Genomic DNA, 12,583 nt, shown 5'->3' on the forward strand with positions numbered 1-12,583 from the left:
AGCACCAGGCGCCCTGCGTCCCGCGTTGCGGGGCGGACGGCCTCCTTCGTAGTCGCTTGTGTCTAAACAAAGTCTCCACTAACCAACGTGAACCCACGGGCGACGGGTGACCTCCGGTTCAGCCTGACGCAATACCTCGCGCGTCACCGGAGCTATTTCACCTTCCCCCAGGAAGAGGAACTTCAGGAGATTGATCACGGGGTTCCCTTCCGTCCAGCGGAAGTAGATATGCGGCATCAGACCGGTGACATCACGGATATGCAACAGAACCGAAGCGATCGTATTGGGGACCACCGGGCCGTGAACCTCCAACACCGAATAGCCGTGCCGGTAGAGACCATGTACTTCCAACGCAGTTTCAAAGTCCGAAGAATCATCTACCGTGACCTCGAGGAAAACAGCAGGATAGTCATCGGGAAGGTGACTGACTGCCATGGCGGAATCGAGTTTGTTCCTGTAGTCGGCAGCGGTCATCCGGAGAGGCTCGTGAGCGATGATACCGATCGGCCCGGTGTCGTTGGCGGTAATGAACTCAAGTGCTTTCGCGTCGAGCCGGACATGGGTTGCGTGCAGTTCGAAAGAACGCATGATCCGGGAGAGCAATGAGATCAGCACAATGCCGGCGATGAAAAACGCCGCGATCCTTATCCCCTCAGGCCGTTCGAAGATATTGGCAACTGTGGTGTAGATAAATACGACTGCGATGATCCCGAATCCCAGGGTTCGTTTGTGTTGTTGGTGGCGGCGGGCCGACAAAGTCACCGCGACTGCCGCCGAAGTCATCAACACGAGCACGCCTGTCGCGTAGGCGCCGCCTTGGGCGTCGACGTCGGCGTTGAAAAGGTAGGTGACCAGGAACCCAATGAGGGTGAAGACCAGCACCAGAGGCCGCACTGCCCTGGTCCACTCGGGGGCCATGCCGTAGCGCGGCAGGTACCGCGGGACGAGATTCAACAGCCCCGCCATGGCTGATGCCCCTGCGAACCAGAGGATGGCAATGGTACTGACATCGTACACGCTACCGAACCCGGACCCGAGGTATTCATGGGCGAGGAAAGCCAGGGCGCGGCCGTTGGCTTGCCCGCCCGGCAGGAATTCCTGCTCAGGAATGAGGACCACGGTGGTGAAACTACTCGTGATGAGGAAACAGCTCATGATCATGGCAGCCGTCGTCAAGAGCCTGCGGGCGCCTTGGATCCGACCGGTGGGGTGATCTTCAGTGTCGGATCCGTAACCCCGGATTTGCGGCATGACGGCCACCCCGGTTTCGAAGCCTGAGAGGCCGAGCGCAAGTTTTGGGAAGACAAGAAGCGCTATGCCGATCGCCATGAGCGGGTTTCCATGGGACGTGGATAGGGCAACCCACCAGTCGCCAATGGCGCGAGGTCGGGAGAGCACCTCAAGAATGCTTGACGCAACCACGACGACGTTCAGGGCCAGGTAAATGGCCACCAACGCCACAGCCACCCCGATGGCCTCTTTGAATCCCCTGAGGAAGACGGCGCCCAGAAGCGCAAGGAGAATCAAAGTGATGATGAGGTTCTGACCCTGCATCCAGCCCGGGATAAATGGATTCTGAACGAGGTGCGCCGAGGCATCCGCCGCGGAAAGGGTCATGGTGATAAGGAAATCCGTGGCCGCGAAACCCAACAGGACCAGGACGAAAAGCTTGCCGCCCCATCGGGGAAGCAAACGCTCAAGCATGGCGATGGAACCTTCGCCCCGATGGCTCTCACCCGCCACACGGCGGTAGACCGGAAGCGCCCCGAATAACGTGACTGCGACCAGCACCAAAGTGGCCAAGGGCGAAATCACCCCGGCCGCGAGTGCGGCGATGGCGGGCTGATAGCCCAGGGTGGAGAAGTAGTCTACGCCGGTCAGACACATCACCCGCCACCAGGAGTGCGGCTTTTCCTGCGAGGCAAGTACCCCGCCCGGGCCTTGATGTGAGCCTTTGGAATCCTGGAGACCCAGCAGTAGCCATGTCCTGAGAGCTTCCTTGGTCCCTGGAGGGGGCGCGGACGGATCCGCAGGCGGTCTGCTCATGCTGGTCATTCGTGCCCTTTCGCCAGATGCGAAGTGCTGCCCCATTAAGGCCGACGTTAGCACCGCGGGCATACCGGGAAGCGCGATCCCGGGTGATCTTGACGGAATCTTTGCGGTGGTTCCGGGCTTTGTCTGGTGCGGCGGCTGAACGAGGGTCAGTATGAGACCATGAGCGATTCCAGCCAGGTGCATACCGAACCTGGCCGCCCCGCGACTGCGCGCCAGGGCCTGCACCCGTGGAATCGATACGTGGCAATCGGAGACTCCTTCACGGAAGGAGTAGGCGATCCTGAACCTCGCAATCCAGGCGGCCTCCGAGGTTGGGCAGACCGCGTTGCGGAAGAACTCAGCGTAGGCCATCCGGGTTTCACGTATGCCAACCTTGCGGTCCGTGGTCTCTTGTTACGCCAGATACTAGACCACCAGCTGGGAGCGGCGATGGCATTGCGGCCTGACCTGGTAACACTTTCGGCAGGGGGAAATGACTTGGTCTTCCGCGGAAGCGATCCCGACAGGTTGGCGAATGATTTGGACCCCGCCGTCGGAGAGCTGGCGTCCTCTGGGGCCACGGTTGTGCTTTTCGCTGGTCCGGATTGGGGTTCGACCCCCGTTTTGAGGCATAACCGCCGCAAAGTCGCCATCTTCAACGAAAACCTCCGGACCATTGCCAGCCGCTACGACGGAGTGGTTGCAGATCTTTGGGCGCTGCAACAGTTGGCAAATCCTGCAATGTGGGATCCGGATCGATTGCATTTCTCGCCACTAGGACACCACACAGTGGCGCTGATGGTTTTGGATTCCCTCAATGTCGAGAACTCGCTCCGGCCTTTTGAACCCAAGACATTGCCCCCAAGCAGTTGGAGAGAGGCCAGGACCGACGACATCATCTGGGCGAGGGAGTATTTGGCTCCGTGGGTGCTGCGCAGGATCACCCACCGGGCGCCGGTCCAGTCTCTGGTGGCAAAGCGACCGGAGGCCGGACCTGTTTTTACAGCTGGGTGGGAGGGCAGCGCTGCTGTACCAAACCAGCCGCTACCTTAGAGCTTGCATTACTGGGGCTGCTCCCCCGAGACGTTGACGAGCCACGCAATGCCGAACTTATCCGTCACCATTCCGAAAATGTCGCCCCATGGCGCCTTTTCCATCGGTACAGTGACCGTTCCCCCGTCGGCCAGTCCGTCCCAATAGCCGCGAAGCTCGGCTTCGTCGTCTCCGCTGAGGGACACCGAAATGTTGTTGCCGGGGCTGTAGTCCATGCTGTTGGGAGTGTCTGCAGCCATGAGCAGCAGTCCATTGTCCGTCTTGAGTGCCGAGTGCATTATTTTTTCGCTTTCGGCGGGATCTTCACTGGCGTGGAACTCCGCGAAGGTGCTCTGGGTCAACTCGCCGCCGAAGACCGACTTGTAGAAGGCCATGGCCTCCTTGGCATTGTCCCGAAAGCTGATGTAGGGGTTGAGGTTCGTGGTCATTACGTGGCTCCTCAGTGTTCGTGGCAGCGCGATCAGCTACCTTTTCGTCATGCTAACAGCGCCGGCCGACAGCATCCACAGTCAATTTGCCCGACGGCGGCTGGCTACCATAGAGCATGACCATCCCCACGGCTTTGGCTTCCTTCGCCGCCGTCGCCGCGCTGCTGACGATCATTCCAGGAATGGACACGGTCCTTGTGCTGCGCACTGCAATCAGCCAAGGCCGGGTTCCGGCCTTCGCTGCAGCCGGAGGAATTTGCACGGGCACGATGGTCTGGGGCGTTGCTGCCGCGGTCGGCGCCTCTGCTTTGCTCGCCGCTTCGCAGGAGGCGTTTCTGGTCCTCAAATTGGCAGGCGCCGCATATATGGCTTGGCTGGGCCTGTCCATGCTGATCAAGAGTTTCCGGCGAGTGCCACGGGCCTCAGCTTCGGATGTTGCTCCAGCCATCGCTGAGGCAACGGGGCAACACCGGCCGCCAATCGGACGTTCTTCATGGCTCACCGGCATCACGTGCAGCCTTCTGAATCCGAAAGTAGGAGTGTTCTACATGGCGATGATCCCGCAGTTCTTGCCGCCAGATGCTCCGCCGTTGTTGATGGGCATACTTCTGCCTACCGTCCACAGCGTTGAAGGCATCCTGTGGTTCGCGGGCATCATCGCGGCAACCCATTTTGCCCGGAGATGGCTCCAATCGCCTGCGGTGAGCAAGGTCACCGACCGCATCGCCGGCGTCGTACTCATCGGGTTCGCGGCCAAAATCGCCACAGACCGGAATTGACCCTTCCGCTAACTCGCCCTTGGCTCGCGGCCGACGAGTCCCACCGTGTTGCCTTCGCTGTCCTTGATGAACGCCATCCATTCATCGGTTCCAGCAGGTCCAAGGCTCCCGTCAACGTGGCTGTAGATGAGCTGCGGTTCCTGCACGACCTTGGCTCCTGAAGCACGGATCTCTTCAATCGCGGACCTGACGTCCGCCACGTCCAGATAAATCAGCGAGGTCGGAGCGCCCTTATCCAGCAGGAGCCGAACGCCGTCGAGATCGAAGAACAAGAGGCCGGGCGGATCGAATTTTCCCGTCGGCTCGCTGCCCAAGAGCCGCGAGTAGAACGCAGATGCCCGGTCGAGGTCAACCGCCCGCTGGGCAACCTGGATCAACCTCATTCCTTACCTCCAGGGACTGGCTTCGCTTTACGTTTGGTAGCCACATCTTCCGCGCCGCAGGGCTCAGGTTCAAGGCTTTTGGTCCGGCGTTGGTTCCAAAACCGGAAGACTTCGGTTCGAGTTCGGCTTGCGTGCGGGATATGGTCGTTTCCATGCCTGCTGCAAAACCCGCCCTCCTCGGGACTGCCTTCATCGCCGCTCTCGCCGATGCCGTTCTCATTCTGGTATTCGCTGCCGTTGGCCGGGACGCACACCAGCGCGCCGATGTTCTTTCCGGGGTCTTTTCCACGGCCTGGCCGTTTCTTGCCGGTGCCGCGATAGCGTGGGCCTCCGCGAGGATCTGGCGGGCGCCTTTCGCAACCTGGCCGTCCGGCGTCGCTGTGTGGATCGGAACCGTGACCGGGGGCATGCTTTTGCGCGCAATCACCGGCCAGACTGTGGTGCTTGCTTTCATCATCGTTGCTTTGATCAGCTTGGCAATCCTGCTGCTTGGCTACCGCGCCGTGGTCGCCCTCGTGACCCGTGCACGTCGACGGAACCGTCAGCTCTGAGCCTTCAGGCCTGAGACCAGGGCCTATGCACTAGGCTTGCATCGTCCACTGCTGCACTTCGGAAAGGCCGCCCCCAGTGATCACCGCTTTCGTCCTGATCAAGACCGACGCTTCACGTATCCCGGAGACGGCCGAGGAGATTTCCGCCATCCAGGGCATCAGCGAGGTCTACTCCGTCACAGGAGAATGGGACCTTATTGCCGTGGCACGTGTCGCTAAGCATGAGGAGCTGGCGGACGTCATCGCAGACAAGCTTTCCAAGGTTCCTGCAGTGGTTCACACCACCACACACATCGCTTTCCGGGCCTACTCCCAGCATGATCTGGACGCAGCATTTTCCTTGGGCTTCGAGCAGTAAAGGCCGATACCCTGTCGCGTTGCCAGCTCAGTCTTGAGTGAGTCCGACCCACGTATCCAGCACGCGGGCAGCTGCTCCAGAGTCAATGGACTCGGCGGCCCGCAGCCAGGCCGCCTTCATGCGGTCCAGGAACGGTCCGTCGGCGGAAGTATCGAAGGCAACCAGGCCGGCAGCGGCATTGAGCAACACGGCATCGCGGACCGGACCCGGCTTCCCATCCAGTACTTCACGCACGACGGCGGCATTCGCCACGGCGTTGCCGCCCCGGAGATCTGCGACGGTTGCCTTGGCGATCCCAAGGTCAGCCGGCGAGAACAGCTGTTCGGAGACTGTCCCACTCCTGATTTCCCATACGGTGGATGGACCCGTGGTGGTCAGTTCGTCCAGGCCGTCTTCTCCGCGGAACACCAGTCCGCGGCTCCCCCGGCGTGCCAGGACCCCCGCGATCAGCGGCGCCATGGTGGCGTTGGCCACCCCAACGGCGGAAGCCTGGACATGGGCCGGGTTGGTCATCGGTCCCAGGAAATTGAATGCCGTGGGGATGCCGAGTTCCGCCCGCACAACTCCGGTATGCCGGAATGACGGGTGGAATACCTGCGCGAAACAGAAAGTGATTCCGGCCTCTTCGGCGTTGCGGGCAACGCGCTCGATTGGCAAGTCGAGCCTGACGCCAAGGGCTTCCAGGACATCCGCGGAGCCTGACGACGACGACGCCGCCCGGTTCCCGTGCTTCACGACGCGCGCGCCCGCGCCCGCGGCCACAAGTGCAGCCATGGTGGAGATATTGACGGTGTTGAGCTGATCGCCGCCGGTGCCCACGATGTCCAGCTTTTCGCCGGGGATACTCACGGGATTGGCGTTGGAAAGCATCGCCTCGACCAGTCCGGTGACTTCCTCCACGGTTTCCCCTTTGGCGCGCAGGGCAACGAGGAAGCCAGCAATCTGGGAAGGAGCGGCTTCCCCGGACATGATGGTGTTCATGGCCCACGCGGTGTTCTCGACCGAGAGGTCATGCCCCTTGATCAATGCGGAGATGAGTCCGGGCCACGAGTTGCTTGCCTGCTGTGCAGATGCCTGTGAAGTCACCACTCGATGCTAGCGATCGACACTGCTCCATGACCAATGTGAACCACCCCGGGAACTTTTCCGCGCGAATTCGCGTGTTTGTAGAAAAAGTCCCCCCAAAAGGCGGTTCGCATTGGGAAGTCCGGACTTTTACAGACATAATGTCCTTGTGACATCTGCGACCCATGCCCCCAGTACCCCGGCGCACCCGACGCTGAATCGCCCCAATCTGGTTTCCGTTGGAACCGTTGTGTGGCTTTCCAGTGAGTTGATGTTCTTCGCCGGTCTCTTTGCCATGTACTTCACCCTGCGCTCTACGTCAGGTGCGTTGTGGGCTGAAGAAACCGGCAAGCTCAACTTCCCGTTTGCGCTTGTTAACACGATCGTCCTTGTGGCCAGTTCCTTTACTTGCCAGATGGGCGTCTTCGCTGCCGAGCGACTTGAGCCTCGCCGTCGAGGCGGCGTGCTGCAGCTCACGCGCTGGGGTATGAACGAGTGGTTCATCCTGACGTTCCTCATGGGCTCCTTCTTCGTTGCCGGGCAGACCACCGAATACGCCATGCTCGTCTCTGAGCACGTCACCCTTTCGGCCAACGCCTACGGTTCCTCGTTCTACATCACAACCGGCTTCCATGGTCTCCACGTCATCGGCGGCCTCATCGCCTTCCTGTTCATCATCGGCCGTGCGTACGCGGCCAAGAAGTTCGGACACTTTGAAGCGACCTCGGCAATCGTCACCTCGTACTACTGGCACTTCGTGGATGTTGTGTGGATCGGCCTCTTCCTGGTCATCTACGTCCTGAAGTAGCCCGGCACTGACTCTTGTTCCACAAGAGGATGAATTTTCAAGAAGCGGCTCACGGAGCCGACGCAGGATCGAATAAAGGAACCACCACGTGAAGGCACTCTCGCAGAAGCGACGTCATCCACTGGCAGCCATTGCGCTGCTGCTGATGGGACTCCTCGTCACTGGTGGGCTTTACGCCGTTGCCACAACGGTCAACCAGGCGAAGGCAGACACCACTACCTTCAGCGCAAGCGACGCCCAGGAGGGTGGCAAGCTCTTTGCCGCCAACTGCGCCACCTGCCACGGCATGGGCGCTAGCGGAACCAAAGACGGTCCCTCGCTGGTCGGCGTGGGTGCAGCTGCGGTTGACTTCCAGGTTGGCACCGGCCGTATGCCCATGCAGATGAACGGACCCCAGGCCCAAGAAAAGCCAAGGCAGTTCAACGACCAGCAGACGCAGCAGCTGGCGGCTTACGTCGCTTCGCTCGGCGCCGGCCCGGCTATTCCCGATGCAGCACTGCTTGACGAAAAGGGAGATGCCGCCAAAGGTGGCGAACTCTTCCGCGTCAACTGCGCAATGTGCCACAACGCCGCAGCTGCCGGGGGTGCGTTGACCCGCGGAAAGTTTGCTCCGGCGCTGGCCGGAGTCTCGGGCCAGCACATCTATGAAGCGATGGCTACCGGTCCGCAGAACATGCCCGTCTTCAACGACGCCAACATTTCTCCTGAGGGCAAGCGCGACATCATCACCTTCCTGAAGAAGATCGAAGCCAACGGTTCGCCGGGTGGCGCCGACCTCGGTTCGCTGGGTCCGGTTTCCGAAGGCCTCTTCGTCTGGGTTGCAGGCCTCGGCGTCATCATCGCCTTCACCATCTGGCTGACGTCGCGTACGTCTTAGTCCAGACGCACCAAAAGCTTCTGCTGTCCCCACAGCAGTTTTGAATTGAACATTAACCCGGTTACGGCCGGGACAACGAGAGAAGGATGAGGCGAATTATGGGCAACCATAGTGACGGCAGTCCGAACCACTCGGGCACCGTAGCTACGGCTGGTCAGAATGTTGTGGAGAAGTTCCAGGATCCTGGACTTCCTCCGCACCGTTTGCGCCTGGCTGACACGGACCCGAGAGCCGCTAAGCGAGCCGAGCGACAGGTAGCCATTCTGTTTGGCATCTCCGTCGTCGGCACAGTGATCTTCCTGGTGTCGTACTTTGCCATCGATCTTGGGCAAGACTCCACGATCGCAACGATCCGCACCCAAAACCTGCTGCTTGGCCTTGGCACCGCATTCGCGATGCTCGGCATCGGCACCGGCATCGTGCACTGGGCCAAGGCCCTCATGCCGGACCACGAGGTATCGGAAGAGCGCCACGCCATCCGTACCGAGGAAGACCGGCAGGCCGCCGTGCGGATCGTCGAGGACATCGTCGAGGAAACCGGCATCAAGCGTCGCCCACTGATCCGCAACACCCTTTTGGGTGCTGTGGCGCTGGCACCCCTCCCGGCCTTGGCCGTTTTCGGTGACCTTGGCCCCCGCCCGGACGACAAGCTCGCACACACCATGTGGGCACCTCAGGACGGCAAGCTCAAGCGCCTCACCCGCGATCCCGACGGAACTCCGATCAAGGCATCGGATGTAACCATCGGGTCTGCGTTCCACGTGATCCCGGAAGGCCTTAATGAGCTCCAGGAAGGCAAGCTAAGCGCGAAGGCCAAGGCCGTCGTCCTGCTCATGCGCCTCAATCCTGACGACTTGACGATCTCCAAGGGCCGTGAAAACTGGAGCTACAACGGAATTGTTGCCTACTCCAAGATCTGCACCCACGTTGGTTGCCCGGTTGCTTTGTACGAGCAGCAGACGCACCACCTGCTGTGCCCGTGCCACCAGTCGACCTTCGACCTCACCAAGGAATGCAAGGTTGTCTTCGGACCCGCCAGCCGTCCGCTCCCCCAGCTGCCCATCGCGGTCGACGCTGAGGGCTACCTCGTAGCCACGAGCGACTTCAAAGAACCTGTAGGACCGAGTTACTGGGAGCGTGACGAGCATGAGCGCCTCATCAACAGCTGAAGTCCCCTTCGCACCGAAGACCAAAGTTGGCCGGATTACGGACTTTGTTGACGAGCGCGTCGGCGGATCCGGAATCCTGCGTGAATTCGGCCGGAAGGTCTTCCCCGACCACTGGTCCTTCATGTTCGGTGAGGTGGCGCTGTATTCCTTTGTCATCCTCCTCATGTCGGGTACCTTCCTGACGTTCTTCTTTGACCCGTCCATGGCTGAGACCCATTACTCGGGTTCATACACTCCGCTGACCAATGTCGAAATGTCCGTGGCGTACAGCTCCTCGCTGAACATTTCCTTCGACATTCGCGGTGGCTTGTTCTTCCGCCAGGTGCACCACTGGGCGGCTCTGCTGTTCGTGGCTTCGCTTGGTGTGCATATGCTGCGCGTGTTCTTCACGGGTGCCTTCCGCAAGCCGCGTGAAATGAACTGGGTTGTGGGTGGTGTCCTGTTGATCCTGGCCATGGCTGAAGGCTTCACGGGATACTCCCTCCCCGACGACCTGCTCTCAGGTAACGGCCTGCGAATCATCGATGGCGTCATCAAGTCCATCCCGGTGATCGGAACGTACATCTCGTTCTTCCTCTTCGGGGGCGAGTTCCCGGGAACAGCCATCATCGGCCGCCTGTACGTGCTTCACATTCTGCTCGTGCCGGCCATGATTCTTCTGATGATCGTCATCCACCTCTTCATGGTGGTTGTCCACAAGCACACGCAGTACCCTGGCCCGGGCCGCAACGACGGGAACGTCGTTGGCTACCCGCTGGGCCCGGTCTACGCCGCAAAGGCCGGAGGCTTCTTCTTCATCGTGTTCGGTGTTGTCGCGCTTATGGCTGCGATGTTCACTATCAACCCGATCTGGAACTATGGGCCGTACGACCCTTCACCTGTGTCTGCCGGTACGCAGCCTGACTGGTACATCGGATTCGTCGATGGTGCATTGCGTCTTATGCCGGGTGTCGTCAACGACTTCCACTTCGAGTACATCATCTTCGGCCACGTGCTGACGCTGAATGTCCTCCTCCCAGCATTGGTTCCTGCCGGCATCATTTTCACGGTGCTCTTCATGTACCCGTGGATTGAACGGTGGATCACCAAGGACAACCGCGAGCACCACGTCCTCGACCGGCCCCGTAATGCCCCAACCCGCACCGCAATCGGTGTCGCAGGGTTCACTTGGTACTGCGTCATGTGGGCCGCTGCAGGCTCGGACCTCATTGCGACCCACTTCCACGTTGCCCTGAACGACGTCACGTACTGGCTGCGCACGCTCTTCTTCCTTGGCCCGATCATTGCATTCATGGTTGCCAAGCGCGTGGCTCTTGCGCTGCAGCGCAAGGACCGCGAGATCGCCCTGCACGGCCGCGAGACGGGTCGCATCGTGCGCTTGCCGCACGGCGAGTTCATCGAGGTGCATGCACCTTTGGACGATTACAAGCACTACAAGCTCGTAGGCTTCGAGTCACCCGTCCCGCTGCCGGCTGAGCCGAACGAGCACGGCGTGGTTACCCCGAAGGAAAAGCGCCGCGCCGCTCTTTCCAAGTGGTTCTTCGAAGACCGTGTTGCTCCGGCAACGCCAGCTGAGCTTGAAGCCGCACACGGGCATGGCCACCATGAGGCCATCGAGTCCGGCGAAGAGCACAAGAGCCTGAGCCACTAGCTCTCGGCGATAGTAATGAGGGAGGGCCCCGTCCGCACGCGGACGGGGCCCTCCCTCATTGTGTGTATGGGCTGGTGAAGCACGGCACGACACTTTGCGGCTAGTGGTTGCGGTACCCCGTGGATTGGCTTCGGGTGGACCGAACGCCTGGGCGCTGCAAGGGGACCCACAACTTGTACCGGTCAGCCCTGTAGTAGGACACGGAGTAGTCCACCATGGCGCGTGCGACGAAAGCGTGACGCTGAATCTTGAGCAGCGGAGTGCCGACATCCACGTTCAAGAGCCGGGCAGTAGATGGCGAAGCTGCCGTTGCTTCGATCATGTCCTCGCCCCATTCCATAACGAGCCCGTACTTTTCGCTCAACACGTTGTAGAGCGAGGTGGGGGGCGCTTCGTCCAAAAGGCCGGGAACGCGGTGGGCAGGGATGAAGTTCTCATCGACGCTCATAGGCTCATTGTCGGCGAGCAGGAGTCGCCTGAAGCGAACCAACGGAGTGCCCTCCTCTAGTTGGAGTTCCCGCGCCAGGAAGGCACTCGCGGCAATCTGCTCAAAGCTCAAAACCTTCGCCGCCGGAACCATGCCGCGGCGTTGCATTTCCTCACTGTACGACGTGAGCTTTACTTGGAGATCCAGCTTCGGTTTGCGGACGAAAGTTCCCAGGCCAACCACACGCTCAATGACCTCCTCGCCGACGAGGGCATCAATGGCCTGCCGCACCGTCATCCTGGCAAGTCCGAAACGTTCGGAGAGGTCTCGTTCCGACGGCAACGCAGCACCGGGCTTGCAGGACTCCGAGATGTAGCTGCGGAGGATTTCGCGCAGTTGTACGTAGATGGGAGTGCCGTTCTTGCGGTCGATCTCCCCCGCGATACGTGCCGCTTCAGCAGGCATGACGGTCTCCGGCCAAGAAATCTTCCATGAAACAAGCGTAGGCCAATCTCCCTGCAGGTCTAGACCAGCTGGACATTGCGAACGGTGGGCTCCTGTGGCGGCGCTACGCTTGTAGGGATCAAAATCGCAGTCGGCATCTTGGCCGTCCGAGTCAAAGGAGCCGGTTTGCCCGAGCACAAAGCCATCGTCGCCGCAGAGATAGGTCTCCATGCGCGGGCAGCCGCCGTGTTTGTCCGTGCAGTGACGGCCACAGGCCTTCCGGTGACCATCCGGAAGCCCGGCCAGCAGGCGGTCGATGCCAGGTCCCTGCTTGAGGTCATGACCGAGGACTTCGGCCATGGCTGCGAGGTGGTTCTTTCCGTCCCTGGAGAAGCGCTGCCAGCTGGTCGAACCCTTGAAGAGGTCAACGATGCCCTGGCAGCCCTTTCGGCCGTCCTGGAGGCCGTAGAAGGGCGCTGAAGCCACCAAGCGCGGACACTCGGTTCGGACGGTGTAGCCGGCGAGCCTATCCGGGCACAACAACGACGGCGGGCCC

At 60.8% G+C, this 12,583-nt stretch carries 14 protein-coding genes; 9 read left to right on the forward strand and 5 right to left on the reverse strand.

The window, feature by feature from the left end; all coding sequences use genetic code 11:
* Positions 1-78: 78 nt before the first annotated feature.
* On the reverse strand, positions 79-2,055 hold the full coding sequence (locus tag AC1DLO_RS10490) for an APC family permease (RefSeq protein WP_476889700.1): 1,977 nt from the start codon (positions 2,053-2,055) through the stop codon (positions 79-81).
* A 159-nt stretch (positions 2,056-2,214) separates the two neighbouring features.
* On the opposite strand from AC1DLO_RS10490, the gene AC1DLO_RS10495 reads away from it, so the two are divergent.
* On the forward strand, positions 2,215-3,087 hold the full coding sequence (locus AC1DLO_RS10495; protein ID WP_476889701.1) for an SGNH/GDSL hydrolase family protein: 873 nt from the start codon (positions 2,215-2,217) through the stop codon (positions 3,085-3,087).
* 8 nt (positions 3,088-3,095) lie between these two features.
* Here AC1DLO_RS10495 and AC1DLO_RS10500 read toward each other — a convergent pair whose 3' ends face one another.
* Positions 3,096-3,515 (reverse strand): VOC family protein, encoded by a 420-nt coding sequence (locus tag AC1DLO_RS10500; protein WP_184735167.1) that lies wholly within the window; start codon positions 3,513-3,515, stop codon positions 3,096-3,098.
* Positions 3,516-3,631: 116 nt separating this feature from the next.
* Between AC1DLO_RS10500 and AC1DLO_RS10505 the strand changes: the two genes are divergently transcribed.
* A complete protein-coding gene (locus AC1DLO_RS10505; RefSeq protein WP_476889702.1) occupies positions 3,632-4,294 on the forward strand; it encodes a LysE family translocator in 663 nt (220 codons plus the stop codon).
* An 8-nt stretch (positions 4,295-4,302) separates the two neighbouring features.
* On the opposite strand, the gene AC1DLO_RS10510 is transcribed toward AC1DLO_RS10505, so the two are convergent.
* A complete protein-coding gene (locus tag AC1DLO_RS10510) occupies positions 4,303-4,677 on the reverse strand; it encodes a VOC family protein (RefSeq protein WP_476889703.1) in 375 nt (124 codons plus the stop codon).
* A gap of 152 nt (positions 4,678-4,829) precedes the next feature.
* Between AC1DLO_RS10510 and AC1DLO_RS10515 the strand changes: the two genes are divergently transcribed.
* Both AC1DLO_RS10515 and AC1DLO_RS10520 read left to right on the forward strand, forming a co-directional pair.
* Positions 4,830-5,228: a DUF3054 domain-containing protein gene (locus AC1DLO_RS10515; RefSeq protein ID WP_476889704.1), complete on the forward strand. Its 399-nt coding sequence runs from the start codon at positions 4,830-4,832 to the stop codon at positions 5,226-5,228.
* A 76-nt stretch (positions 5,229-5,304) separates the two neighbouring features.
* Complete coding sequence (locus tag AC1DLO_RS10520) at positions 5,305-5,586, forward strand: Lrp/AsnC family transcriptional regulator (protein WP_078108932.1); 282 nt, start codon at positions 5,305-5,307, stop codon at positions 5,584-5,586.
* 27 nt (positions 5,587-5,613) lie between these two features.
* Here the strand turns inward: AC1DLO_RS10520 and trpD are convergent, their stop codons facing one another.
* Positions 5,614-6,672 (reverse strand): anthranilate phosphoribosyltransferase, encoded by a 1,059-nt coding sequence (gene trpD, locus AC1DLO_RS10525; protein ID WP_476889705.1) that lies wholly within the window; start codon positions 6,670-6,672, stop codon positions 5,614-5,616.
* A 148-nt stretch (positions 6,673-6,820) separates the two neighbouring features.
* Here trpD and ctaE point away from each other — a divergent pair, with 148 nt between their 5' ends.
* The 4 genes from ctaE (at position 6,821) to qcrB (ending at position 11,156) form a co-directional block, all read left to right on the forward strand.
* Positions 6,821-7,459, forward strand: coding sequence for an aa3-type cytochrome oxidase subunit III (gene ctaE, locus AC1DLO_RS10530; RefSeq protein ID WP_461836758.1), 639 nt, complete (start codon positions 6,821-6,823; stop codon positions 7,457-7,459).
* A gap of 88 nt (positions 7,460-7,547) precedes the next feature.
* On the forward strand, positions 7,548-8,336 hold the full coding sequence (gene qcrC, locus AC1DLO_RS10535; protein ID WP_184735153.1) for a cytochrome bc1 complex diheme cytochrome c subunit: 789 nt from the start codon (positions 7,548-7,550) through the stop codon (positions 8,334-8,336).
* Positions 8,337-8,434: 98 nt separating this feature from the next.
* Positions 8,435-9,505 (forward strand): cytochrome bc1 complex Rieske iron-sulfur subunit, encoded by a 1,071-nt coding sequence (gene qcrA / locus AC1DLO_RS10540; protein ID WP_184735151.1) that lies wholly within the window; start codon positions 8,435-8,437, stop codon positions 9,503-9,505.
* Positions 9,483-11,156: a cytochrome bc1 complex cytochrome b subunit gene (gene qcrB, locus AC1DLO_RS10545; RefSeq protein WP_184735149.1), complete on the forward strand. Its 1,674-nt coding sequence runs from the start codon at positions 9,483-9,485 to the stop codon at positions 11,154-11,156. Before qcrA ends, qcrB begins: the two co-directional genes overlap by 23 nt.
* 100 nt (positions 11,157-11,256) lie before the next feature.
* Here qcrB and AC1DLO_RS10550 read toward each other — a convergent pair whose 3' ends face one another.
* Entirely contained in the window at positions 11,257-12,048 is a 792-nt protein-coding gene (locus AC1DLO_RS10550) for a GntR family transcriptional regulator (RefSeq protein WP_476889706.1), read from the reverse strand.
* A gap of 165 nt (positions 12,049-12,213) precedes the next feature.
* Between AC1DLO_RS10550 and AC1DLO_RS10555 the strand changes: the two genes are divergently transcribed.
* Positions 12,214-12,507 (forward strand): HPr family phosphocarrier protein, encoded by a 294-nt coding sequence (locus AC1DLO_RS10555; protein ID WP_476889707.1) that lies wholly within the window; start codon positions 12,214-12,216, stop codon positions 12,505-12,507.
* The last annotated feature ends 76 nt before the right edge of the window (positions 12,508-12,583 follow it).

The organism is Arthrobacter sp. 01T419, assembly GCF_056398865.1.

Excerpts from the sequence above, each read along its gene's own strand:
- AC1DLO_RS10490 (WP_476889700.1), bottom strand. The coding sequence starts at position 2,055 with ATGACCAGCATGAGCAGACCGCCTGCGGATCCGTCCGCGCCCCCTCCA.
- AC1DLO_RS10495 (WP_476889701.1), top strand. The coding sequence starts at position 2,215 with ATGAGCGATTCCAGCCAGGTGCATACCGAACCTGGCCGCCCCGCGACT.
- AC1DLO_RS10500 (WP_184735167.1), bottom strand. The coding sequence starts at position 3,515 with ATGACCACGAACCTCAACCCCTACATCAGCTTTCGGGACAATGCCAAG.
- AC1DLO_RS10505 (WP_476889702.1), top strand. The coding sequence starts at position 3,632 with ATGACCATCCCCACGGCTTTGGCTTCCTTCGCCGCCGTCGCCGCGCTG.
- AC1DLO_RS10510 (WP_476889703.1), bottom strand. The coding sequence starts at position 4,677 with ATGAGGTTGATCCAGGTTGCCCAGCGGGCGGTTGACCTCGACCGGGCA.
- AC1DLO_RS10515 (WP_476889704.1), top strand. The coding sequence starts at position 4,830 with ATGCCTGCTGCAAAACCCGCCCTCCTCGGGACTGCCTTCATCGCCGCT.
- qcrA (WP_184735151.1), top strand. The coding sequence starts at position 8,435 with ATGGGCAACCATAGTGACGGCAGTCCGAACCACTCGGGCACCGTAGCT.
- qcrB (WP_184735149.1), top strand. The coding sequence starts at position 9,483 with ATGAGCGCCTCATCAACAGCTGAAGTCCCCTTCGCACCGAAGACCAAA.
- AC1DLO_RS10550 (WP_476889706.1), bottom strand. The coding sequence starts at position 12,048 with ATGCCTGCTGAAGCGGCACGTATCGCGGGGGAGATCGACCGCAAGAAC.